At 43.8% G+C, this 23,151-nt stretch carries 15 protein-coding genes; 4 read left to right on the top strand and 11 right to left on the bottom strand.

Going from position 1 to position 23,151, the window contains the following annotated elements:
* Nucleotides 1-153: 153 nt before the first annotated feature.
* The 6 genes from lacZ to QNH28_RS14520 all read right to left on the bottom strand — a co-directional run bounded on the left by lacZ (nucleotide 154) and on the right by QNH28_RS14520 (nucleotide 9,953).
* Complete coding sequence (gene lacZ / locus QNH28_RS14545; protein ID WP_283911977.1) at nucleotides 154-3,222, bottom strand: beta-galactosidase, LacZ type; 3,069 nt, start codon at nucleotides 3,220-3,222, stop codon at nucleotides 154-156.
* Nucleotides 3,223-3,261: 39 nt separating this feature from the next.
* The gene (locus tag QNH28_RS14540) at nucleotides 3,262-4,083 is read right to left on the bottom strand and encodes a carbohydrate ABC transporter permease (protein WP_283911976.1); all 822 of its coding nucleotides are present in this window, start codon (nucleotides 4,081-4,083) and stop codon (nucleotides 3,262-3,264) included.
* Entirely contained in the window at nucleotides 4,083-4,895 is an 813-nt protein-coding gene (locus QNH28_RS14535) for a carbohydrate ABC transporter permease (RefSeq protein ID WP_283912155.1), read from the bottom strand. The genes QNH28_RS14540 and QNH28_RS14535 overlap by 1 nt, the downstream gene beginning before the upstream one ends.
* Nucleotides 4,896-5,122: 227 nt before the next feature.
* Entirely contained in the window at nucleotides 5,123-6,433 is a 1,311-nt protein-coding gene (locus QNH28_RS14530; RefSeq protein WP_283911975.1) for an ABC transporter substrate-binding protein, read from the bottom strand.
* 185 nt (nucleotides 6,434-6,618) lie between these two features.
* The gene (locus QNH28_RS14525; protein WP_283911974.1) at nucleotides 6,619-8,397 is read right to left on the bottom strand and encodes a sensor histidine kinase; all 1,779 of its coding nucleotides are present in this window, start codon (nucleotides 8,395-8,397) and stop codon (nucleotides 6,619-6,621) included.
* On the bottom strand, nucleotides 8,394-9,953 hold the full coding sequence (locus tag QNH28_RS14520; protein ID WP_283911973.1) for a response regulator transcription factor: 1,560 nt from the start codon (nucleotides 9,951-9,953) through the stop codon (nucleotides 8,394-8,396). The genes QNH28_RS14525 and QNH28_RS14520 overlap by 4 nt, the downstream gene beginning before the upstream one ends.
* A gap of 391 nt (nucleotides 9,954-10,344) precedes the next feature.
* Here QNH28_RS14520 and QNH28_RS14515 point away from each other — a divergent pair, with 391 nt between their 5' ends.
* Entirely contained in the window at nucleotides 10,345-10,566 is a 222-nt protein-coding gene (locus QNH28_RS14515) for a DUF3955 domain-containing protein (protein ID WP_283911972.1), read from the top strand.
* A 102-nt stretch (nucleotides 10,567-10,668) separates the two neighbouring features.
* Here QNH28_RS14515 and QNH28_RS14510 read toward each other — a convergent pair whose 3' ends face one another.
* Nucleotides 10,669-11,562 (bottom strand): hypothetical protein, encoded by an 894-nt coding sequence (locus QNH28_RS14510; RefSeq protein ID WP_283911971.1) that lies wholly within the window; start codon nucleotides 11,560-11,562, stop codon nucleotides 10,669-10,671.
* A 471-nt stretch (nucleotides 11,563-12,033) separates the two neighbouring features.
* Here QNH28_RS14510 and QNH28_RS14505 point away from each other — a divergent pair, with 471 nt between their 5' ends.
* A complete protein-coding gene (locus tag QNH28_RS14505) occupies nucleotides 12,034-12,576 on the top strand; it encodes an RICIN domain-containing protein (protein ID WP_283911970.1) in 543 nt (180 codons plus the stop codon).
* Nucleotides 12,577-12,658: 82 nt separating this feature from the next.
* Here QNH28_RS14505 and QNH28_RS14500 read toward each other — a convergent pair whose 3' ends face one another.
* A complete protein-coding gene (locus QNH28_RS14500) occupies nucleotides 12,659-14,155 on the bottom strand; it encodes a glycoside hydrolase family 43 protein (protein ID WP_283911969.1) in 1,497 nt (498 codons plus the stop codon).
* Between the two features lie 139 nt (nucleotides 14,156-14,294).
* Here QNH28_RS14500 and QNH28_RS14495 point away from each other — a divergent pair, with 139 nt between their 5' ends.
* Both QNH28_RS14495 and QNH28_RS14490 read left to right on the top strand, forming a co-directional pair.
* The gene (locus tag QNH28_RS14495; protein WP_283911968.1) at nucleotides 14,295-15,158 is read left to right on the top strand and encodes a helix-turn-helix domain-containing protein; all 864 of its coding nucleotides are present in this window, start codon (nucleotides 14,295-14,297) and stop codon (nucleotides 15,156-15,158) included.
* 111 nt (nucleotides 15,159-15,269) lie between these two features.
* Nucleotides 15,270-16,406, top strand: coding sequence for a glycosyltransferase family 61 protein (locus QNH28_RS14490; RefSeq protein ID WP_283911967.1), 1,137 nt, complete (start codon nucleotides 15,270-15,272; stop codon nucleotides 16,404-16,406).
* 130 nt (nucleotides 16,407-16,536) lie between these two features.
* Here QNH28_RS14490 and QNH28_RS14485 read toward each other — a convergent pair whose 3' ends face one another.
* From QNH28_RS14485 to QNH28_RS14475, 3 genes are all read right to left on the bottom strand, one after another.
* Nucleotides 16,537-19,248: a galactose-binding domain-containing protein gene (locus QNH28_RS14485; RefSeq protein WP_283911966.1), complete on the bottom strand. Its 2,712-nt coding sequence runs from the start codon at nucleotides 19,246-19,248 to the stop codon at nucleotides 16,537-16,539.
* 222 nt (nucleotides 19,249-19,470) lie between these two features.
* Nucleotides 19,471-21,744 (bottom strand): glycoside hydrolase family 3 protein, encoded by a 2,274-nt coding sequence (locus QNH28_RS14480; RefSeq protein ID WP_283911965.1) that lies wholly within the window; start codon nucleotides 21,742-21,744, stop codon nucleotides 19,471-19,473.
* Nucleotides 21,745-21,781: 37 nt separating this feature from the next.
* Complete coding sequence (locus tag QNH28_RS14475; protein WP_283911964.1) at nucleotides 21,782-23,095, bottom strand: MFS transporter; 1,314 nt, start codon at nucleotides 23,093-23,095, stop codon at nucleotides 21,782-21,784.
* Nucleotides 23,096-23,151 lie beyond the last annotated feature (56 nt).

The raw sequence follows: 23,151 nt of genomic DNA, 5'->3' as shown, positions 1-23,151 counted from the left end.
TCAACATTACAAACGTATAATTTCTAGATTTTAAGCACCTCCTCCATAAAATGTAAACGATTACAAATATTTATTTAACAACAATTCCATCATTCACAAATAGGATTCGGTTGCCTCAACCTTACAATCGAGGCAACCGTTGTCCGTCTTAAATTAAGCTCTGCGAATTGTAAATTCAAAATCCATATCTACTGAAGGATCAATCTGATATTCATCAAGAACTGGCGCTCCCCAGCTGTCATCACCACCAACGCCCATTTGACGTCCGGCAATCGTAACAACGGTATGATGAATGTTCGGCAGCTCATAATGATGCGTCGCATTCTCCAGCTCCATTGCCGTATAGGGTGATATATTGGCTTCAACAGGAGCTTCGACTGGTGCCGATATTATAATGCCTTGACCAAGATCGTTGGTTATGGATACTTCGCGCACACCTGTGCGGTTACCCGATTCCTGCGGTACCAAATAGGACGATACATTGTCCAACGCATGATTCTGGAAGCGACACAATCTCGCACCAAACAAACGGTCAATATAATTTTCTTCTGGCCCATTCGCATACCATTTCAGCTGGTAATAATCGGCTGGCACTTTGAAGGTTAAAGCGAATAGGGGAAACTTCGGTAAACCCGGCTCTCCATGGTAGCTTGATTGTACCTTTATGCTTCCATCGGAGAACACCGTATAAGTTACACTTACTCGTACTCCCTCTGACACACTCAGTTTATACACGTAAGTCACAGTCGCTCGGTCTTCTTCTTCCATAAGCTCGAAGCTTAAAATTCTTCGGCTCAAACTTGCAGCATACCAAGAGGATGAGTCGAAATGCATTCCTGCCCCCTTGTCGTTATCTGTCATTGCTCTCCAGAAGAGTGGTGCCGGAGGTAAAGAAATCATTTCTCTTCCTGAATATTTAACGGAGATCAATGTACCAGCCTGCTTCGAGAACATAACGGAGAAGTCACGACCATGCACGCCAATATTTACATCCCCTTCAACAACGCGAAAATCATTCACTTTAGTGGTTACCTTAGGATGTGTTGGAACCTCATCTTCTGACTTGTTCTCTACTTGAAAAACATACTGTCCAAAAGCGATTTCATAACCAGCGTTCGCCCATAACGAATCTTCCTTGAGCACAAGCGAAACATCTAAACTATACTCACCAGACTGATTTGTGTCTGGTAAGTCAAGTTCTACATATCTTTCTTCTCCGGGTTTAACTTGGGCGAATACAATTCCACGATGGAATTCCCTGCCCTCATAATTCAGACAATAGTTCAATTTATACGCATCTAAGCCAACAAATAAATTCTCATTTTTGATGGTTACGCCATGGCAATCCGGGGACAGTTTGACGTTCTGATACAGAAATTTCACTTCCTGCATTTTCGGAGACCATCTCCGATCCGCATACACAATTCCGTTTCCGGAGAAGTTGTAATCGGTTGAACGGTCATCGAAGTCTCCACCATAAGCCATGTAAGGTTTGCCATATCGATCATTTTTTACGATAACCTGATCCATGAAGTCCCAGATGAATCCACCTTGATACATTGGATACTTCTGCTCGAGTTCTGTGTATTTATGCAATCCTCCGACGGAATTACCCATCGCATGCATGTATTCGCAGCTAATATATGGCTTTAATGGATCTTCTTTTAAATACATTTCAATATCTGCTGCTTTCGCATACATCCGACTCTCCATATCGCTCGAATCATCAAATTCGCGGTTGTGGAACACTCCTTCATAATGAACCAAACGGGTGGAATCCTTCTCTCGAAAATAATTCGCTACATCCCGAATGACTTCTCCCGCAAAAGACTCATTGCCACAGGACCAAATCAGGATCGAAGGATGATTCTTGTCTCTCTCTACCATGGAAATCGCACGGTCCATTACGATATCCTGCCATTCAGGCTTACTGCCCGGTATGTTCCAAGACGGTTCTACAACACCCATTTTTTGCCATGATCCATGCGACTCTAAATTCATCTCGTCAATAACATAGACACCGTATTCATCACACAACTCATACCAGAGTGTTTCATTCGGATAGTGCGACGTCCGTACAGCGTTGATATTCGCCTGTTTCAAAGTCTTTATATCCCATAACATATCCTCTTTCGTAATGCTGCGACCGAAGCGGGAATTAAATTCGTGGCGATTAACACCTTTGAATACAATACGTTTACCATTTAAGTGCATAATCTTATCGATCATTTCGAATTTTCGAAAACCAACCTTTTGCGACACGACTTCCACAAGATCCCCAGATGCGTTGAAGACAGATACGTAAAGGGTATACAAATTTGGGTCTTCTGCGCTCCACAGATGAACCTTTGAAGCCTCAAGCACCAGCGTAACGGAATCTCCTGAAACTTCAGTCTCTCTGCGAACTACAAGATTTCCTGCTTTATCCTTAAGCTCAAGGAGCACTTTCGAAGCTGGATTACCCATCAACTGCAAATCAGCTGTCAGCGTCCCCAGCTCAAATTGTTCATCCAGATTAGTCTGAATGTGGAGATCCCGCACGTGAACATCAGGCACTGTGTATAGGTACACATCACGAAAGATTCCAGAAAAGCGCCAGAAGTCCTGATCCTCCAACCAACTCCCGGTACTGCGCTGATAGACCTCAACCGCTAGCTTATTCTCACCTTCCGTCATATACGGTGTCAGATCAAATTCGCTAGGTGTAAAGCTATCTTCGCTATAGCCAACAAACTCCCCATTTAGCCAGAGATAAAAAGCGGATTCAACTCCCTGAAAGGAGATATACAGTGGACGTTGCTCCCAGCCCTCAGGTACTACAAAATATTTAACATAGCTACCTACTGGATTGTGATCCTCTGATATCTTCGGAGGTCTCAGATGCTCATGGCCATCCCATGGGTACATCGTATTCACATACTGAGGTTGCCCAAAACCCTGAAGCTGGATATGTCCAGGAACCTCAATATTATCCCATCCTCTGCAGGACACGTTCTCCTTATAAAAATGCGCCTGCCGTTCCATAGCATTGTGGGCGTAACTAAATTTCCAACTTCCGTTCAGGCTATGGCGCCAAGGCATTTCTCCAAGCTCATCGGCTTCAAGTTTCGTTTCGTAATACCGATGATCGGAGTGCGCGTGTATTCTGCCTACTGCATAAATGGAAGGGTCCGACAACCATTCCAGACTTGGAGCTACTCCCCGTTCAACTTGTTGCTTCATCTATTTTTCCTCCTTCTTTTCTTAAAATGATTGCTTACTTTATTTAACTGAACCCGTCATCCCAGCCACAAATTGTTTTTGCATCATGAAGAATACAAGAGCAGTCGGCAGTGTCGTAATTACAATCGCGGACATAATCAGACCATAGTCAGGCGCATAACCCGATCCAAGATTCGAGATTAGAAGTGGCACGGTCATATTTTCTGTGGATTGCAATACAATCAATGGCCATAAGTAGTTGTTCCAGCTGTTTAGAAAGGTGATAATTGCGGCGGCAGCGTAAGTTGATTTCATCGTCGGCATATAGATGCGGAAGAATAAACCAAATTCTGAAAGACCATCGATGCGACCAGCCTCCATCATTTCCTTAGGAAACATTTTTGTGTTTTGACGGAAAAAGAAAATTAGGAAAGCTGTTGTAAATGTTGGCAGAATAACTGCTGCTGCTGTATCAATGCCAAGAAATGGGACAACGCTTGATACTTTGGCGAACATTTGAAATAGAGGTACCATGATCGCCGCAAACGGAATCATCATTGAAGCTAGCAAAATATTAAATACGATATCTTTACTCCGGCTGCGGTACATTTCAAAACCATATCCAGCCGCCGATGCTACCAGCAATGAAAGCACAGTAGTCACCACTGAGATTTTTGCGGAGTTCCAAAGGGCTTGCCACATATCCACGGAACTGAACAGATTGTCAATATTTTTAAAGAGATGCGCACCCGGTAGTAATGTCCCTTTAGTTACATCAACCGACTGATTCGTGGCACTAATCACCATCCAGATAAATGGAAAGATAGAGATCAGCGCAGCGATGATTAGAAACAGGTAAGTAAACATGCGTTTAGTTTTCATTATCTCTTGTCTCCTCCTACTTTGTTCTGAATTAGCGTCAGAATGAGTACCATTACAACAATCGAGTAGGAGACGGTTGCGGCGTATCCAAAGTCAGGTGTGTATTCAAAAGAAAGGTTATAAATATATTGGGAAATCGACATGGTTGCATTGCCGGGTCCACCTTTCGTGATGTTAACCACCTCATCAAACAACTGAAGGGTTCCAATGGTTGATGTTATCGTCGTAAACAAAATAATCGGTTTTAATAGAGGAATTGTAATTTTGAAAAATTGAGTAAATGCACTTGCGCCATCAATGTGAGCTGCTTCATAAATAGATTTGTCTACATTTTGCAGGGATGATAAATAGAAAATCATATTATAGCCAGTAAAGCGCCAGGTGATGGCAATGATGATTGTAACTTTGGCCCAAAAGGGGTCAGTAATCCATTGAATTGGATCGCTGATTAGATGGAGATTCATTAGAGATTTATTGATGATACCTTCGGCACCAAACATATACTTGAAAACAACGGAGTACGCTACAAGTGAAGTTACCGTCGGCAGAAATATGGCCGTTCTGAAAAAACCTTTGAATTTCAGTCTTTCGTCATTAAGCAGCACAGCGATAAAGAGTGCCAGCACCAGCATGACGGGGACCTGAATAATTAAGTAAATAAATGTGTTTTTGACGGCTGTAAGGAACGTGGTATCGCTAAACAGTCGAATATAGTTATCAAATCCGGTAAAATGAAGATTGCTTCCTCTACCCGTCTTAAAGGATAGAATTAACGCTTGGATCATTGGATAAAAATAGAAAATAGTGATCATGATGACCGGCACTAGGATGAATAACCAACCCGTCAGATGGATCTGCCGTGACCCTTTAGAACTCTTTTGTTTTTGCGGGCTTAGCCCTGTCTTTACAGTTTCCACTCCACTCCGCACCCTTCTGTCTTATATATTAGAGATGAAAGCCCCTGCTACCCATCCTTCTGTAGAAATCCAATTTACAGGAGAAGAAGGAGCAAGGGCATCGGTTGTTTACCTAAGTGCGATTATCGAATTTGAGTATCCGCTTGCTTCTGCGCATCTTTCAGAACAGTATCTACATCTTTACCGCCTAGATATGATTGCACCGCTACAACCATAATATCCTCAATTGCGTAAGTGTTCATGCCATAGTTGACGTTAGGAATTTGCTCGGTCCATGCTGCAAAGTCTGATACAACCTTTTGACCTTTGAAAAATTCATCCGCAGCTGAGTAAGCTTCACCGCTCGCCGCAGCTTTCAAGGTGCCGATAACACCAACTTTTGTATTCAACGTTTGATATAGTTCCGCATCAGAGGCAAAAGTCTTAGATAGGAACTCCGCTGCTGCTTCTTTACCATCTACATTCATAACGTACCAGGAACTACCTCCAAGGTTGGATGCGTGAACAGAGCCTTCTGTTGCTCCTAACTTAGGTAGTGGAGCTACTGCCCATTTACCAGATTGGGAAGCTTCGGCTTTAATCGAAGGTGTAATCCAGTTACCTGTAGGTACACTAGCCACTTCACCACCATTGAATGCACCTACAAACTGGCTCCAGTCTGAAATTACTTTTACGATACCGGAATCCATCATTTCTTTGTACATTACAAGTGCCTCTTTCAAAGCAGGGTTGCCTTCTATGGTCGGAGTCTGACCATCATCTCCCGTATACCATGCGCCCGCCGATTGGATCATCACTCGGATAAGTCCAAGATCGTTTGGATCAAGTGTTAGCATGCTTTTGCCGGTTTTCTCTTTTACAGCTTTACCGATCTCGACATATTGCTTCCAGTCGATATCCTGTAATGCATCCAGGCTGTAGCCTGCTTGCTCGAGATAATCTGTCCGTACATACATTCCAGTTACGCCAGAGTCAAACGGAACACCGTATTGCTTGCCGTCAACACTGGTAGGGCCAATCTTATAATCCGCAAAGTCAGCAGCCTTTACAACATCCGTCAATTCATAAAAGGAATCCGGATACGCTTGTAAGAAGCTCTGTGCACGATAATCTTCGATCAATACAATGTTAGGCAGACCCTTTGTGGAACCAGAGTTTAGCCCCGTATTCAGCTTTTGAACGATATCAGCTTGCGCGTTCTCAACGACGTTAACCGTTACGTCCGGATTAACTTTCGCATAAGCATCTTTGGCAACATTCATAGCGGCAATGTTAAAAGCCGGGTCCCAAGCCCAAACTGTGATCTCTTTTGTCTTGGTACTACCTTCAGCTCCAGAGTTACCAGAATTGCTCGTTTCATTTTTCGTTCCACCTGTGGAACATGCCGACAGTAGAACCACACTAGCTAGCATTACGGATAATAATTTTTTCACTACGTAAACCCCCTTGATAGTCTAAAAAATAATAAAGATGGAAGCGTTTTCTCTGCTACGCCTCCATCTTATCATTTTGTATTCGTTTTCTTTGGCAGTATCTTTGTTAGCTTTGGTGATATTATTGGGTCCTATTTTGATTCTCATTTCGACTCTGGTACTATTTTTAGATTCATGTAAAATTTTTAGTTTTTTAACAATGGAAGCGTAATAACGATTTTTGTACCTTCATTCCGTTTGCTTGTAATATTAATCCCGTATCTCTCACCGTATAACAATTTAATTCTATCATCCACATTCCGTATACCGATCCCGGAGAACAGTTGGCGTTTGTGCTTCGAAGCTGGTAGCTGCTCCTCTTCCAGCAAATTCGGATCAAGATCCATTCCATCACCGTTATCTACTACTTCACATACAAGTTGATCTTCCTGCACGGCAATCATGATCAGAATTCTTCCCTCATCTTTAAGGTTGAATGCATGAAAGAACGCGTTTTCTATAAAAGGTTGTAGAATTAGCTTCGGCATATGATAATCCAAGCTCTCAGGCTCCACAAAGTAATTTACACGTATCTTCTCACCGTACCTCACGTGATTGATATACACATAATGCTTCAGCGACTCCAATTCCTGACTAACAGGAATGGTAGAATGAACATCGCTTACTGTATTTTGCAGGAGTGAGATTAGTGAATTTATCGTTCCAGCTGCTTTTTCCTTGTTGCCTTGCTGCACCAGAAATTTGATAGAAGCTAGCGTATTATATAAAAAATGTGGGTTGATCTGCATTTGGAGTGCCGCCAGCTCCGCATTACGCTGTTGCTTCTGGGTCTCCATCAGCTTATCAACATAATCATGTAGGGAATCAAGCATGAAATTGAAGGCGTTACCTAACTCCTTAACTTCATAGCTACTATTGGTGACATCTACATGATTATCGAACTCGCCTGTAGGAATACTCGACATCTGTTTAACCAGTACACGTAAGGATTTTGTCATTTTTCGGGTAATTAAAAAAACAATAATGAGCGAAATTGCCACGATAGCCATTATTGTCAATGTCACCGCTTTGACATTCACCATCTGTCCGATCACAGCGTTCTTATCGATCAGGTTCACCAAATAAAAATCAAATTCAGGTAAGTATTCTGTAAAAACAATTCGCTCATTCCCCATCACATAGGTAGACTCGCCGTCTTTACCTCCACCCTCTACTGCTTGAAGCAGTTGCTTATCGAGGAGCCCAATCATCTCTGTCTTACTGCTGGATACAATTAATCCCTTCTGATTCAGCAATACTACATCATTGCCTTCACTCGTAAAGTTAGCGTAAAAGGGCTTGAAATCTCGATCACGAATGGCTACGTACATGGTGCCATAGATTCTTCCGGTCGAATGATCAAATAAAGCTTTGGATGCCACCAGCATTGGCTCTTTCACATTCGCTTTATTATCTCTTAGATCGAGCTGATACAGGATTTGATCAGGATGGTTAATGGTCTCCTTCGTAATTGGGTGAGCCATAAGTTCATCTGCGGAAATAGCCCAATACCAAGGATCTGTTGAATAACTCCTGCCATTCACGCCAACGATCATGATTCCAACATCAACGGCGCTGAGGTTAGAGCGGATTGCGCGCATGCCCTCTGTCATGTGATATGTTTTGATCGCAAGATTTACTGCATCCGTCTCTCCGCTTGATAAATAGTTTCGGATAGCTTCATTCTGAGCCATCATAGTTGCGCCAGTAGCAATAATGTTGTTATAAGATTCCAGGTTTGTTTTCATCTGGTTCAGTAATTTTCCATTAGTTATGCTAAAGGTCTGTAAAAATAATTTCTCCGACATACTGATCGTAATAGCCAGCGTCAGGAGTGATACGGTTACAATACTAATGAGGGTCACGAGAAACAGCTTGAGAAATAAACCCTGCTGTCTAAACTTATTTATGGTATTTCCAATCATGGCTGCTCTACATCCTGTCTCCGATACCTGCTCGGAGAAATGCCAGTCTGCTTTTTAAATACCTTGGTGAAATAACTCTGATCTGAATATCCCACGCTTGCGCTAATATCGGAAATTGATTTTTCCGTTGTCTCGAGCAATTCCATAGCTTTTTCCAAACGGACTTTGTTCAGATGCTCACTAAAGCCTTCGCCATTATGGGCAGTAAAATAGCTCGATAAATAAGAAGCATTGAAATGGAACTGTCTAGCTACTCCTGTCAGTGTAATCGGATCTGCAAAATGATTCTGAATATATTCGAGTAGTTTTGTCATATTGGGGTTAACCGATGAATTCGTCTCACCAATAGTGCGCTCAACTTCTCTAATGAATGCTTCGGTAACTGCAATAGCATCACTTGCATACATCGCTTCATCTATTTTTCGGAAGTAGTCATATTTGGTCTCCTCCAGACCTCCGATCTCACACTTCATTTTTCCAAGCGTGGTCGCTACGTTAAATATAAAGTTCCCCAATAGCGATTTGAATTCGAAAATATCAATGCGATAATCCATTGAACGCAGATGGACATATTCGAGAAACTCTGTAAATGCCTTCTGGAATTGCTTACGTCTCAACTGATCCATTAATTCTCCCATGTCAATTTCCTGATAAGCTCCCGGAAGACCCGGCAAATGATCATTCTCAATCAGACTTCGTTCCGGCAAGTAGAAACTGTATCGTGTAAGCTTCAAGTAATTATCTCGATAAATCTCACCAAGTCTCTCAAAGTCCGCGAAGCTCTGACTAATAATAAAATGCGCTTCTCTCATACGATGTTCTATTTCAGAGATCAGATAACGGAGTTCAATCACAAGCTCGTCCCATTGTTCCGGATTAACGTTAAGTAAATAAATGACCGAGTCGTTAACAAACTTTAGCCGAATAAACACAACATCGTCCAAAGCGAACTTTTGAATTCCTCCTTCGATTTCATTTGCGAATGCTAACTTATCACCAGAATCTTTAATATGCTTCATATCTGCTCCGAAAAATGCGAATTGTGCGTGTGGAAACTTGGAATGAAGCAAAGCAGGTTCTAGCACTGACTCATATCCCGTCATAAGCTTCTCGATCGCGAACAAAAGCTGCTTTTCCTCTGGATCGGTCCCTGGATCGGTCATCTTCATCCCTGCCATTTTAGCTGTAGTTTTATTTAGGATGGACAACAGGTAATCGGCTTCCAGCTTCGGCTTCAGGATATAATCTGCTACGCCACTCTGAAATGTGGAACGGACATAATCGTATTCACTGAAGCTGCTTAAGACGATTACTTCAATCTGTGGGTACTTCTCCTTAACGATCTTGACTAGCTTCTCCCCGCCCATTATTGGCATTACGATATCCGTAATAATAATATGAGGATTCAGCTCATCCATCATACTCAGTGCTTCAACACCGTTAGAGGCCTCACCGACGATTCGATACCCTTCTTGTTCCCAATTCAAAAGATGTTTAATTCCCTGTCTAACCAGCATCTCGTCATCCACAATCATAATTTTAAATATTGGCTTCATACCTGCCCCCTTGCAGCTGTTCAACCTGTTATTAAGTTCATACACTGAATTGAACAAATTTAAAAAGCCATGCCAATGATCAGAACGCCGTTCCTTTCATACTATCGAAGCATTGGATGTAACCGTTTTCTATTTATCTGTTACTATTCAACCTATCCGACTTGGAGCGACCATCTGTACAAATAAAGCATTAACACTTTCTTGAATTTGTTTAAACCAAATAATAGTCCTCACTAGCAATTATGGTCAAGTCCTCATTTTCATTTCAAATCTAAAGCACAAGTGAACTTATTTGAGTTACAATAATGATATATCGATTTACAATAAATTAATGTTGATTTGCAAGTTCAACTTGTGTATTATGTGGTTATCAAGTAAAGGAGAATGTCATATGAAAAAAAAGTATTTATTAGCTGCTTCGCCCTTATTATTAAGCATCATCAGTTTAATGATCTCACGTATGGTGGGTTCAAGCGTAGGACCCGATGGAATCTTGCATGAGCCAGCCTTTTTCTTAATTCCGCTTAGCTATTTATTTTTATTCTGCAGTATTATTGCTTTCCTATTTTTAGGGTTCGGTTCAGTTCTCCATAAAAGAAAAAAGATTTCGTAATAGCCATGAGTTGAGACATTAACTTTATATTGAAAAGAAAGAAGCCGCGAAATTCGCGGCTTCTTCTTCGTGGAATGTTTATTTTTAAATATGACATGAACTTTATGAACTCAACTTCTGCTGGAGTAAAACAGCCAGCTCTTCAGCTGTATCCCAAACGATCGGACGGATATTTTTCACTTGTACGAAAAGGTTATTAGCATCGCTGCTGTTCACAGTCCAAATCACTGGAATGTTCAAACCGAGCGCATATCCTGCAGTAAAATACACTTCAGGGGATTGGCCGGTTAAATCAGCGATAATCAGATTACTCTCCTCTATAAGCTCCAAGGAATACGGTTCTCGATTTTGCGTTGTCGTATGCCTTAGCAAACGTGGCACATAACCAAACTGCTCGATTTTAGGAAGCAGCTTGTCCACCCACTCTGTGTGCAAATCCTCCGCCTCCGACATTAGAATAATACAAGGTTTTAATTTTTTACCGCCTGCGATTGCGGCAGCTTCTTTCCATCCCTCGTCTGTTAGCTTAAAGGTCATGCCTTCCCGGATAATAAACTGCTCGTTAACCAGCTTATCGATGATATATACCAGCTCTTGCAGGTTGGGCGAATACGTCAGGTTATAACTACTAGACAGTGGTTGAATAACAACAGATTCTCCCGGGGCTTCAGAATGTCTGTACAAGTATTGCAGTAACCGGTTTCCTTTATCTTCAATCGTTACAGGAATTTTCGGAGAAATTACAACGGACTCTAAATCGTCTGCCGATAGACTGACCTTCTCGCCGCGATCTGTCTGCTCTCGTATATAAGCTGATGCAATATGAAACATGTCGCGTTTCTTTTGATGCGGGAGTGAATTAATGGGCTCATAGCTGTCTTTCAATAAGTTATAGAACCCGTCGGGTGAACAATTACAGCCTAAATATTTATCGTAATCGCCATCCTGTGTAGTGGAGACGATCTCATCACAGAACAAGCAGTATTTCTTACTCATGACAACTCATCACCTCTTATTTATTGATATCCCCTTACTTTACCAATATTCTCTCGAAAAGTAGACAAGAAGATATTTCCTTTAGCATTGAACATAGAAGTGAATTATCATGAAACCCCGCAAAAACACACTGATTTAGATCAGTGTGTTTTTGCAGGCTGGTGAGTGTTTTTTGGTTTTTAATGTGCTCTTTTAAAGCTGCTGACAGTATTATTTTTATATAAATAGCGAAAAAATTCATATTGACTCATTATTTGAAATTAAAGTATATTCTTAGCAAATGATCCAATATTTATTTATATTTTATCTTTTTACTTTTGAACATAGAATCCTTTTTCAGATTCTATCAAATGTCATGCAATACATTTACTGATTTAGGGGGTGATTAATTTGAATACATAAAGCTTGTTTTTAAATTGGACAGGCCGCAAGTTAAGAAATTAAATTAAATTGAAGAAGGAGTGTATTTTCATGAAAAGATCTCTTATTCGGTACGGTTTGAAAACGTTTTTGGCACTTGTGTTAGTTGTATCTGCATCGTCACTCGCCCTACCTTCAACGACGCACGCTGGAGTGCCAATTCCGCTGAGAATTATCAATGAACACAGCAATAAAGTGCTGTCAGTCAGCGGAGCGGATTCAAAAGCGGACGGTGCGCTTATCGTACAATACATCGATCAAGGAGCAGATTATCAAAAATGGTATCTCGAAACTGTAGAGACCGGATATTTTAATTTCAGAAACATAGCTAGCGGAGATTTATTGGATGTCAACGGAGCATCTTCTTCCGATGGGGCCAGTGTTATTCAATGGCCGAGCAATAACGGGTGGAACCAACAGTGGGAGCTTATTCCAACTGGTGAACAAAACTCGTATAAAATTAAAAACCGAGCCAGTGGCAAGTTTTTGGATATATCGGGACAAGATAAAACCGACGGTGCGCAGGCCATTCAATGGAGTGATAACGGCGGTCACAATCAGCACTGGCATATAGAATATATACGGAAAAATTAAGCTATTGCCGAATATAAAAATGGCGGTGCAGGGATAACCTCCTGAGCACCGCCATTTCTTAATTCAACATATTTTTGGATTGTTATTCCTTTTGATAGCGAAACCAATCATAATAAGCGGTCGTTCGATTGGCAGAGTAATTATACATCCCAAAGAACACGCCGGTAAATCCACCTGCGACTTCTGTAGAGATCAAATGTGTCTCGGCTTCTCCTAGTGAATGCCATGTCTGATCCACACCTCGATAAGAGAACAAATATTTCTCAGGTAATGCCTGAATCTTCAATTCTACGACTGTGCCTTCAAATGGAGAAGAATATTTCACATCACTTATGCTACCCACCTGTCTTCGCAGCGTGATCACATTTTCGCCTTCTACATGGGTAAGCCCAATTGCGTAGTGATACTGCTGATCCATAAAAACAACAAGACCCGCTTCGTCACCTTCTAGAGGATTAAACTCCATTTTGGTGGTGATTTCACAATCGAAGTGCCGCTGCCTACAGCCAATAAACGCTGGCGTTTCCTTTTCGTTTAATCTCACATCCGCTCCACGTAATGCTAGCCATCCTGCTCGCTCCTGTAAAGACCAATCGACTTTTTTAGCATTGCGAATAAAATTCCAGCTCATTCTTAAATCAGATGGATTAAAATCATCGGTCTCAGGCTCGTCTTCCCATAGCACTGGTGGTGGTGTGTCAGCTTCCATTTCTAATCCGACAACTCCCTGATCTCCAATCATCGGCCATCCATCCTCACTCCACTGAACTGGCGCTAGGAATGTCTCTCTGCCCAGATGATGTCGGTATGGATATCCTACCGGTCGAATCCCCAAAAATACCGCCCACCAGCTGCCATCCTGCGCTTCAACTAAATCGCCATGACCAGTAGCTTGAATAGGGTAATCTGAGCTCCGATGAGTCAAAATGGGATTGCGCGATGAGGACTCATAAGGTCCATAGGGTGATTTACTTCTTGCTATGGTCTCCATGTGTCCATATTCTGTCCCGCCTTCTGCACACATTAAATAATAGTAGCCGTTTACTTTATATAGATGTGGTCCTTCAGGAAATTTACCGCCACTGCCTGTCCAAATCAAGCGAGAATCGCTCAACTTGTGACCCGTCTCAATATCAATCTCACATTGGTAGATTCCCATCCCATGCTTTGTGCCAGTGCTTGTAAAATACACTTTGCCATCGTCAAAAAATAAGGATGGATCAATCCCTTCCTGATCCACATAAATAGGATCCGACCACTCACTTGCTGGGTCATCCGTCCAAACGTAGAAGTGTCCACCACTATCCTGATTTGTCGTCACCATGTAGAATCGACCGTTATAATGACGAATGGTTGGTGCCCACACCCCACCAGATACGACCGATTTGTCAAATTGAAGCTGGGAATCGCGCGTCAAGCAATATCCAAGCTGCTTCCAATGAACTAAATCTTTACTATGCCAAATGGGTATACCCGGAGAGTAAGCAAATGAACTATTTACCAAAAAATATTCCTCGCCTACTCTACAAATGCTTGGATCTGGATAAAAACCTGGTAATATCGGATTGTTATATTTCATGAAGCATTCTCCTTTTGTTGAACAATTACATGTATGTCATGGATTATACTCCACTAGCTAAACGATAAACCTTGATTATTCGGTCGTAAAATAGCATGATATAGACATTCATCTAGAGATGCTTTTGGAGGGTGACGAATTGAGCGAATTTTATTTGAATTGGTTTACATCGGATCAGAAATTCCCATTCTTTATTCAATACGGCTTTCACGACAATGATACTGACCTTCATAGACATGTGGACTTTTCTGAACTCGTAATTGTCTTGAGTGGGACTGCTACTCATATTGTGAATACCGAAGAATCATTCATCAAGAAGGGGAATGTCTTTGTGATTAACGGTTCTACCCCGCATGCTTTTAAAGATCCTCAGGATTTTAAGATCTGCAATATTATGTACAAGCCTGAAATGCTGTCGACGGCTGGATCGGATCTGCGGACTTCGAACGGCTTTCAGGCCCTGTTTGTATTGGAACCGTTGTATCGTCACAAACACGCCTACACAAGTAAACTAAGCTTGCCAATTCCCATGCTGGAGTACGTTACTGCCCTTATTGCCGGTATGATTGAAGAATATAGCCACAAGCTTCAGGGATATCAGACTTTGCTCATCTCACGGTTTATGGAACTGGTTGTCTATTTATCAAGGCATTATGAAAAACAGGATAAAGGGAGCCAGGATAATCATCTAATACATTTGGCGAACGCACTTTCTTTTATGGAAGACCATTATCTTGAAGCGTTGTCGCTGGATCGAATCGCCGCATACTCAGGGATATCTGTTAGACACTTAAACCGGATCTTTCGCTCCTACTATCAGACGACTCCTATCTCCTATCTCCATCGATTGCGACTGGAGCGGGCTTGCGGCTTGTTGAAGCATTCTGACTACAGTATTACCCAGATCTCACATGAAAGCGGGTTTAGCGATAGCAATTATTTCACACGACAATTTACCAAAACCTACGGTATGTCTCCAAAAGCTTATCGGAAAAAATCATAAAATAACTGTTCACTCGCCCTTTTCAGAAGTAATTGTGTCCTTAAGTTCTTTGTTCCATAGAATAGCTTAATGATGTTTCTGGAGTTCTACTTGGTCAAAAGAGGTGAAACGATGAGTTTTTCTGTGAACGGGGGAACGCCCTCTGGATATTACCAGAGCATCTTGGAACTTGAAACAGAATGGAGACAAAAAGGAACTATCCATGAAGCTGGACAGGTTATTCCGTTTGATTTCGGTCGGGCGGCCGATTTCATTGCTCCAAAAAGCATTGAATCGAGTATTCATTCTGCATTAACACCTTATTCTTTACAACCGTTTGGCGGATACGTAGCGACCATCTCGAGTGGAAGGGTATGGGGAGAAGCTGGTGCTGTTCTAACTCCCGAGGGAAAGCTGATCTTTGATCTGTCTCAAGAATATGACGCGCTGCAAAATAGAATGCTAGAAGCAGATGAGCATCCTGTATTCCAGCAATGGAATGACCCGAAACTTCAACATTTAGAAGGAACCGTGGCTGTGTTGACTTTTTGCGGAAGTCATAACTATTTCCACTGGATGTATGATGTACTCCCTAGGCTGGCGATGCTCAAAACGAGTGGAATTCCTTATACCTCTATCATCATGAATCCAAATCCATACGGACCATTTGTGGCACAAACCTGGGCTATGCTCGGCATATCAGAATCTTCAGTAATCCGGACAAATCCAGAAGCCTATGTTGAGGCCAATCAGCTGCTTGTTCCTTCTTTGATGATGAATTCCCACTATCCTCCTTGGGCGACGGATACGCTGCGTAAATTTTTGTTACCTCATAGAGATGAATCACACGTCACTCCAGAACGCATTTATATCTCACGCAAAAAAGCAAGTTCAAGGCGGATTGTCAATGATGAAGATGTTATATGCTCCCTTGAGAAATTTAACATCGTGCCGATTTGTCTTGAGGACTGGACAGTTGGCCAGCAAATCCAACTATTCGCCTCTGCAAAGGTGATCGTTGGACCACATGGTGCTGGACTCGCCAATTTAGCTTTTTGTCAGCGTGGAACACAGGTCATTGAAATTTTCCATGCTCAGCATGTTGTTCCAACCTATTGGATGATCAGCAACCATAATGAACTCGAATATTATATGGTGTACGGGCAAGGCATTCCAGATCCTGCTATTCGTTTTCCGGGACTTGAGGATGTCTATGTAGATATACAGCGCCTGAAGCAGACACTGCATTTAGCAGGCTTGGACACTTAGCAATATCCCTTAATTAATTTAAAAAGGAAAACCGCCGTGCTGCAAGTCCGGCAACCCGCACACGAAAAAGGGCTGCTAGGAGGCAGCCCTTTCATTACATCCTATTGATTTCTAATCCGCGGATTTCCGTTTACCAGTTGTTCCCCGTACCGGAAACCGTAAAGCTGGTTGACTCATTGAGGAATTTACCGGAAGGCGCCCCGTTCACCGTATTGCCATTAAAAGTCGACGTGCCAGTGGCAGAGCCATTAATATAAACACCGTAAGTGCCGGAATTCAGAATCGTATTAGAGTTAAAGTTCACCGCTATACCCGGCGCAGGTTGTTCGATGAAGATACCTGAATAAGTACTGTCTTGCAGTGTATTGCCCGATACCGTAACAGTGAGGTTCTGGGCTTTGCCGCTATTGTTCAGCCAGTAGGCCCAAATGGCGCCAATCTGATAGCCGTAATCTCGGTGCGCGGAGCCAGTTCTTTGCAGCAGATTGTTCTGAATCGTCAAGGTCCCTGTCATTGACGGGGGATTGAAGTTTGTGCCAAAGGAAATTCCCGCGCCGGTGCGCACTGTATCAGTCAGCAGGTTGCCGATGACCTTGTTGTCTTTGCCGCCGTAAATTGCGATATTATTGGCAAGTGTAGGAATCTGCACGGTATTGTAGCTGAATGTGTTATTTGTATCCAGATGAGTGTCCGACCACATCGCCATCCCATCGTCTCCACTGTTTCGTATGGAGTTGTTGGTAACCGTGGTGTTGGAGGTGCCATAGTGTAGATTGATACCGTCCGCCCAGACATTTCTAACCCGGGAATTGGAGATAACTGCTGTATTGGTCTGGTTTGTCAGCCAGAATCCCACCTTGGCATGTTCAATCCACAGGTTGTTCAGAGTAGAGTTCGTTCCGTTCCCTTCCACCGCGGTTATGCCGTTATAATCATCACGGATCAGATCATTGGCGCTGATCTTGAAATCTGAGAGGGTAACATTACCGCTTCTTAAATAGAATCCCGCATAATTTCCGGACAATGTGGAGTGCCATACACCCGCGCCTTTAACGGATACCCCGCTATCCAGATACAGTCTTGTGCCGCTTCCATCCCAACCAGCCCCTCTGTTGCCGCTGTTCAAAGTAAAGGTGCCGACCGGAATCCATACTCCCTTGTAAGTGGCGCCGGAATTCTTCACCGCGTTGATGGCGTTATTGATGGCCGTCGTATCATCTTGGCCGTCATTGGCGACCGCCCCATAATTTGCAATAGATACATAACCGGACGGCATCGTTAATGCCGCAGGAATCGCTTCAGCCTCCAGTAGGTCAACCGTTACGTTCGCTGTAGAGCTGAAGTTCAAGTTGGAAGCGTTTCTCTGCAGTTTAATCACGGTGCCCGCAGGGTACTGCTTATCTAACGCAACAGATACTTCATCATACATATGATGCGGGGTAGTGGAGGCAGCATTCGGATTGTTGGACCAGTGGATTTCCCCGCCTTCCGTGCCCCATTCCCCATAGTTCCAGCTGTATTTGGAGCTCAAATTAATATCTTTATACAAGGTTCCTCCGATATACATGCTGATCGCAGAATCGATCCCGGTACCGGCCGCATTGTCCGGAATCGAGTATCTGAGTGTGATCCCCTGGGCTGGTTTGGCCAGCGTAATCTGCACATATTGTCCTGCAGCCGTTAGCTTGACAGCCTTTCGGCCTGAAGCTTCAGAGGCAAGCTCTCCAGGTTTGGTGGACATGCCGATAATGGTTCCTGAAAACACAGCATTCTCCGCTTCATAGGTCTCATAGGGCATGGATGCTCCATAAGTTCCTACAGGTGGGGTTGGCGTTGGAGTCACAGTCGGTGTAGCTGTTGGCGCTACCGTAGCCGATGGCGCCGGTGTTGGAGTTACCGTTGGTGCTGGTGTAGCTGTCGGTGTGACCGAACCTGATCCATACACTTCGAATTCTGCCGTTTGCCCTGCTGTAGCGCCAGTATTGGCCGTATAGCTGATGCGTACATATCTTGCAGATGCCGTAGTGAAGGGAATGGTCACTGTGTTATTCGAAGCCGGGTTAAAAGAATAGGATTGCGAAGACACGAGTGTCGTGTAAGTCGTATTATTGCTACTCCCCAGTACGGACAGAGTCTGGGTTCTCGCTCCCCAGGAAGCAGGGAGCTTCAGCACAACCTTTCCAACACTCTGCGCAGCTCCAAGATCTACGGTCATTGTATTGGGATAGCTATTAGCAGCACCTTCATAATAAGTTGATGCATTGCCATCTACAGCATTCGCAGCGGGAAATCCAGCGTATACATTGTTAGCGGTTACGCTTTTATTCAGCGCCAAGTTTGCGCCGAGGACGGTATCCAGAGCCACGTTATCAAGGTTTACGTTGCCAGAGTCCGCTGCATCAAACGTATAAGCGATGGTATTGCTTCCTGCGTTTAGGGCTACCGTTTCCGTTACAGTAGCCCATGTGTTCCAATCCGAAGTCGCCGGAAGGGAAATTTGCTTAAGTTTGATCCCGTTAATGTACAGGCTTAAGGTCTGGGTTACACCTGAACCGTTAGCGTATCTTAATACTGCCGTGTAACTTCCCGCAGAGGAAACGCTTACAGAAAATCGGGTTGAAGCATTACCTTTATTGGCATCGGTATACCCAGCTACAAAGCCAGATCCGGTATACCCGGTATGGTCAGCAGCTGTGACAGCTCCCCCCGAAAGCACCGCCGCCTCCGCTTCATAGATTTGTGCCGCCGCTGATGCGGGTGTGCCTAATGGAAATTGTAGCAGCAGCAAAGTCAGTACTAGAACATAAGACACATACTTGTTAATTCGCGGCTTTCTTAACATTTGTTTGCCTCCATTCATTATCAATCATCCGAAGTATCGGGCCTGCTATTCAGGCTATTTAATCATAAATCCTTCCAGCGAGTGTTAACCGGACTTCTAGGGGGGAGTATCCGGACATTCGTACTTTCTCTCGGGCTTAAGCAACGTTGAAGTGAAACAAAAAGCACCGCCTGAAGGATTTTTCAGGCGGTGCCTTGCTATTATTTATCACCAGAGCGGTTCTTATTTCCGGTAGTTTTTCGTTCTTTCATCCTCTATAACACCATTCCAATTCATCCCAAAAGCAAAATCATATACATGCCCTTCTGAATCTACGTGACATTCCATGTCATGCGCCACATCTTCCAGCTGCTCTTCTACCGTTTGCATGCCTGATGGCATTTGTACGGGGAGCAACCCGGAAGGTTCCTCGGCACCTGTTAGCACTTCCATAAGTGCTTGATCCTGCAGCCCAAAGTTAACAAGAATGGCATCTGCCTCTTCCTCAAATTCGGCAACAACCGAAGGGTTAGAGAGCAGCATCGACACAATGACTGGCTTGTCTTTCATCAGCTTACGAGCTTCCAGAATTCTATCCAGATCGCTCTCATTATGCGTAACAACGGTTTTCCCTTTATAAGAGCGGTTAAGTACATCGGTATCACGTGCATCTCCGGCTAAGCTCTGCTCACGAGCATGTTCCGCAGTGTACGGTCTGTACTGCAAACTTATTGGTACATAGCCGTTGCCGCCTTGATCCGAATCTTCCTGGCTAAAGCCTACTCCTGATTTGGGACTGCTAATGAAGACAAGAGCAAAGTCTGCCTCTTCCGGCTGATCTGTCACTTGATAATATTTAGACACAACATCCAGGTTTACCGGATATTCCGTTTTTTCTGGTGTTGGATTACCGAACCAGTCCTTTCCTGCTGGAGTATAACGCTTCGGAATATATACGGTTTGTTTAGCCGCCAGCGGTAATACATTGTTTTTATTCTTTAGCAGCACGATAGACTTCAGCTGTGCTTCATAGCCTGATTGCATAAACTCCGGATTCCCAACAATCTGCGTGCTCTCCTCAGGCTTTAAGTAGGGGTTCTCGAAGAGACCCAGGCGAAAAATATTAAGCAGAAGTCGAACAGCTGACCGTTCGAAACGATTCCGCATCCACACCTCTCCATGCTCAGCTACTCCCATTCGGTATGCTTCAAGGACTGGCTCCATCTCATTATTGCCGCCGAATTGGTCAACGCCTGCCATCAAGAGCTTGTAATGACGTTCTGCGACGGACAGCCCTTCTACTCCCCAAGGCTTACCACTGAGAAAGGAATCCTTACTATTGGATTCGTCGGCTGTAATAAGCCAATCCGTGCACACAACACCTTCGTAACCGTATTTTCCCCGAAGCAGGTTGGTAATAAGATATGAATTATAAGAGTTTCCGACATTCTCCCCGTTCACTTGATCTTGATCTGTAGAAATTGTGTAGTATGGCATGACCGCTGAAGCCTGCTTGGTTGGGCCATCCAGCTTGAAAGCTCCTTCTGTAAAAGGAATAAGATGTTCATCAAAGTTACCGCCCGGATAGACAGCATACTTGCCGCAAGCATAATGTGCATCCCTTCCGCCTTCCCCGGAACCCCCACCAGGCCAGTGTTTTACCATAGCGTTCACACTGTCATATCCCCAGCCTTCGTTAATCTGCCGGTCATCTTCCGAGTTCTGGAAGCCGTCGACATAAGCCTTTGCCATGTCAGCAGACAACTTCGAATCCTCGCCAAAAGTGCCGTTAAAGCGAAACCATCGTGGATCTGTAGCAATATCGATTTGCGGCGATAGCGCCGTCCCTAGACCAAGTGCACGATACTCACGTGAGGCAACTTGCCCGAACCGATAGGTGATCTTCGGATCGAAGGTTGCCGCAAGGCCCAGCGTCTCCGGCCACATGGAGATTTGCCCACCAGCTCCAGCATTAAACTCTGAGCTAGAATCTGAGCCATGACGTGGGTCGGAGCTGTTGTTGGCTGGAATCCCTAGGCCGGTTCCTTCTGCAAATGCCTGCACCTGATTGTTCCACAGAGCAGCTATTTCTGGACTCTCCACGGTGGTCACCAGAATATGTCTCAGATGGTCCTGTGCCAGAAATGCCAGCTGTTCATCGGTAAGCTCCCATGGCTTAGCTCCGCTCTCCTCATAGGATTTACCGTTATACGTTCCTGAGAACCAGCTGCTACTAAGTGCTGGGATGGATTGATGACGACTATACAGCATGAGTCCAGCAATTTGTTCAATACTCATCTGTGAAGCCAAATCTTCAGCCCGCTCTTGTGGCGTCAATCGCCAGTCCTCATATTTATCCAGCTTGCCATTACGATTCAGATCTTTGAAGAACAGTCCGTCCTGCTCGAGAATCTGCACTCCAGATTCAGGGGAATAACCCAAAGTTGGACCGCCCTTATTGCTTACGTAAGAAATGGTATGAAGGCTTTTAGTGTTGATAGTCTCTCTCTGATTCATATGGTTTCCCTCCACTGTTTTCTTGTTTGTTTTTTACTTAGACCAAATTGGCTTTTTGTGATTGCGCTTCGACTGCTGTTAATTCAGCAGTTTGAGCTCTTTTCTCTGTTCCCACTTCTGGAAGTGGCTTCACTGCCAGCATACCGAGTATAGTGCAGAAGGCAAGGAAGATGTAAAAGAAGGTCCAGCTACCGATGCCTAACAGCACAGGAGCGATTGCTGGAACAATGGACTGTGGCAAGGCATTAGCTACGTTCATAATCCCGAAGTCTTTGGCTGAATCCTCTTTACTTGGAAGAATGCGTGCAACGAGTGCCATATCTACGGCTGAGAAGCAGCCAAAGCCCAATCCGATCACTGCAGCTCCGGCAATGTAGGCCGGATAACTTGGCACAAAGGCAAACAACAGAACCCCAATAGCAATGATGAACCCTGAAACAATCAGGAATGGTTTTTGCTTACCAAATTTATCTGACAACACCCCACCGAAGATACTTGTAATTGCAACACCCACTAGCATAACGATATTAATCGTAGCAACCTTGGCGGTGGCCAGCTCTTCCGTAAGTCCCATCCGGTTTACCAGCATGACTGTGAGGTATAAAGTGCTACAATATCCCATCATGATCAGGAACTTGGATACGAAAGCCCAAGAGAATTCCGGGAATTTACGTGGACTAGGAAAAATCGTACTCAGCTTCTTGCCCAGCGATATTTGATTATGTGTCTTGGGAACAAGTTCTACTTTACCTTCTTTAATAATCAACGTACTGAGAAGTGGACCTATGATGCCGATTACACCTAGCAAAAGCCACTTAATTTCTGAAGAAACTGAGGTCATCACTGTCATCATGATCATCCCTACCGTCATAGCGATTGGAATAGTGAGACCGATTAATCCCGAGATTGTCCCTTGTTTCTCCTGAGGTACTTGGTCTGGAATGAGCGCTGTATAGGCTGCCATCCCTACATTGAAGAAAAATTGTGCGACTGCCCAGCTAATCATGATCTGCCAAGGCTCCTTGGCGAAACCAGTACATACCAGTGCAGCACAGCCAGCTAGTGGACCTAGGATAATCCACGTGCGCCGCCGTCCGAACGAAAGATGGGTTCGGTCACTGAGTGCACCGCCAATCGGATTTCCGATAAGAGCAAAGAATGCGCCTATTCCTGCAACCAGTCCATAGGAAGAGGTATATCCATTCGGATCTACTTCAATCATTTTAAAGGTCAGCAGCAAGGTGGCAGGTGTCATCAGTGCCAGCATCATCATGCCGTAACCAAGCAGAATACCAAAGGTCAATCTACGAAAAGGGGTGTGAACCTGCCCTTTAGTCGATGCTCCAGTCATTGTAATTCCTCCTCGTCCTTTTAGAAACCGTTTACAATTTGATTATAAAATAAACC

Origin of the sequence: Paenibacillus sp. G2S3 (genome assembly GCF_030123105.1) — a bacterium.
Taxonomy (GTDB): Bacteria; Bacillota; Bacilli; order Paenibacillales; family Paenibacillaceae; genus Paenibacillus_AQ.
Note: the sequence above shows the minus strand (reverse complement) of the source record. Positions and strands in the feature narration are given on the sequence as shown.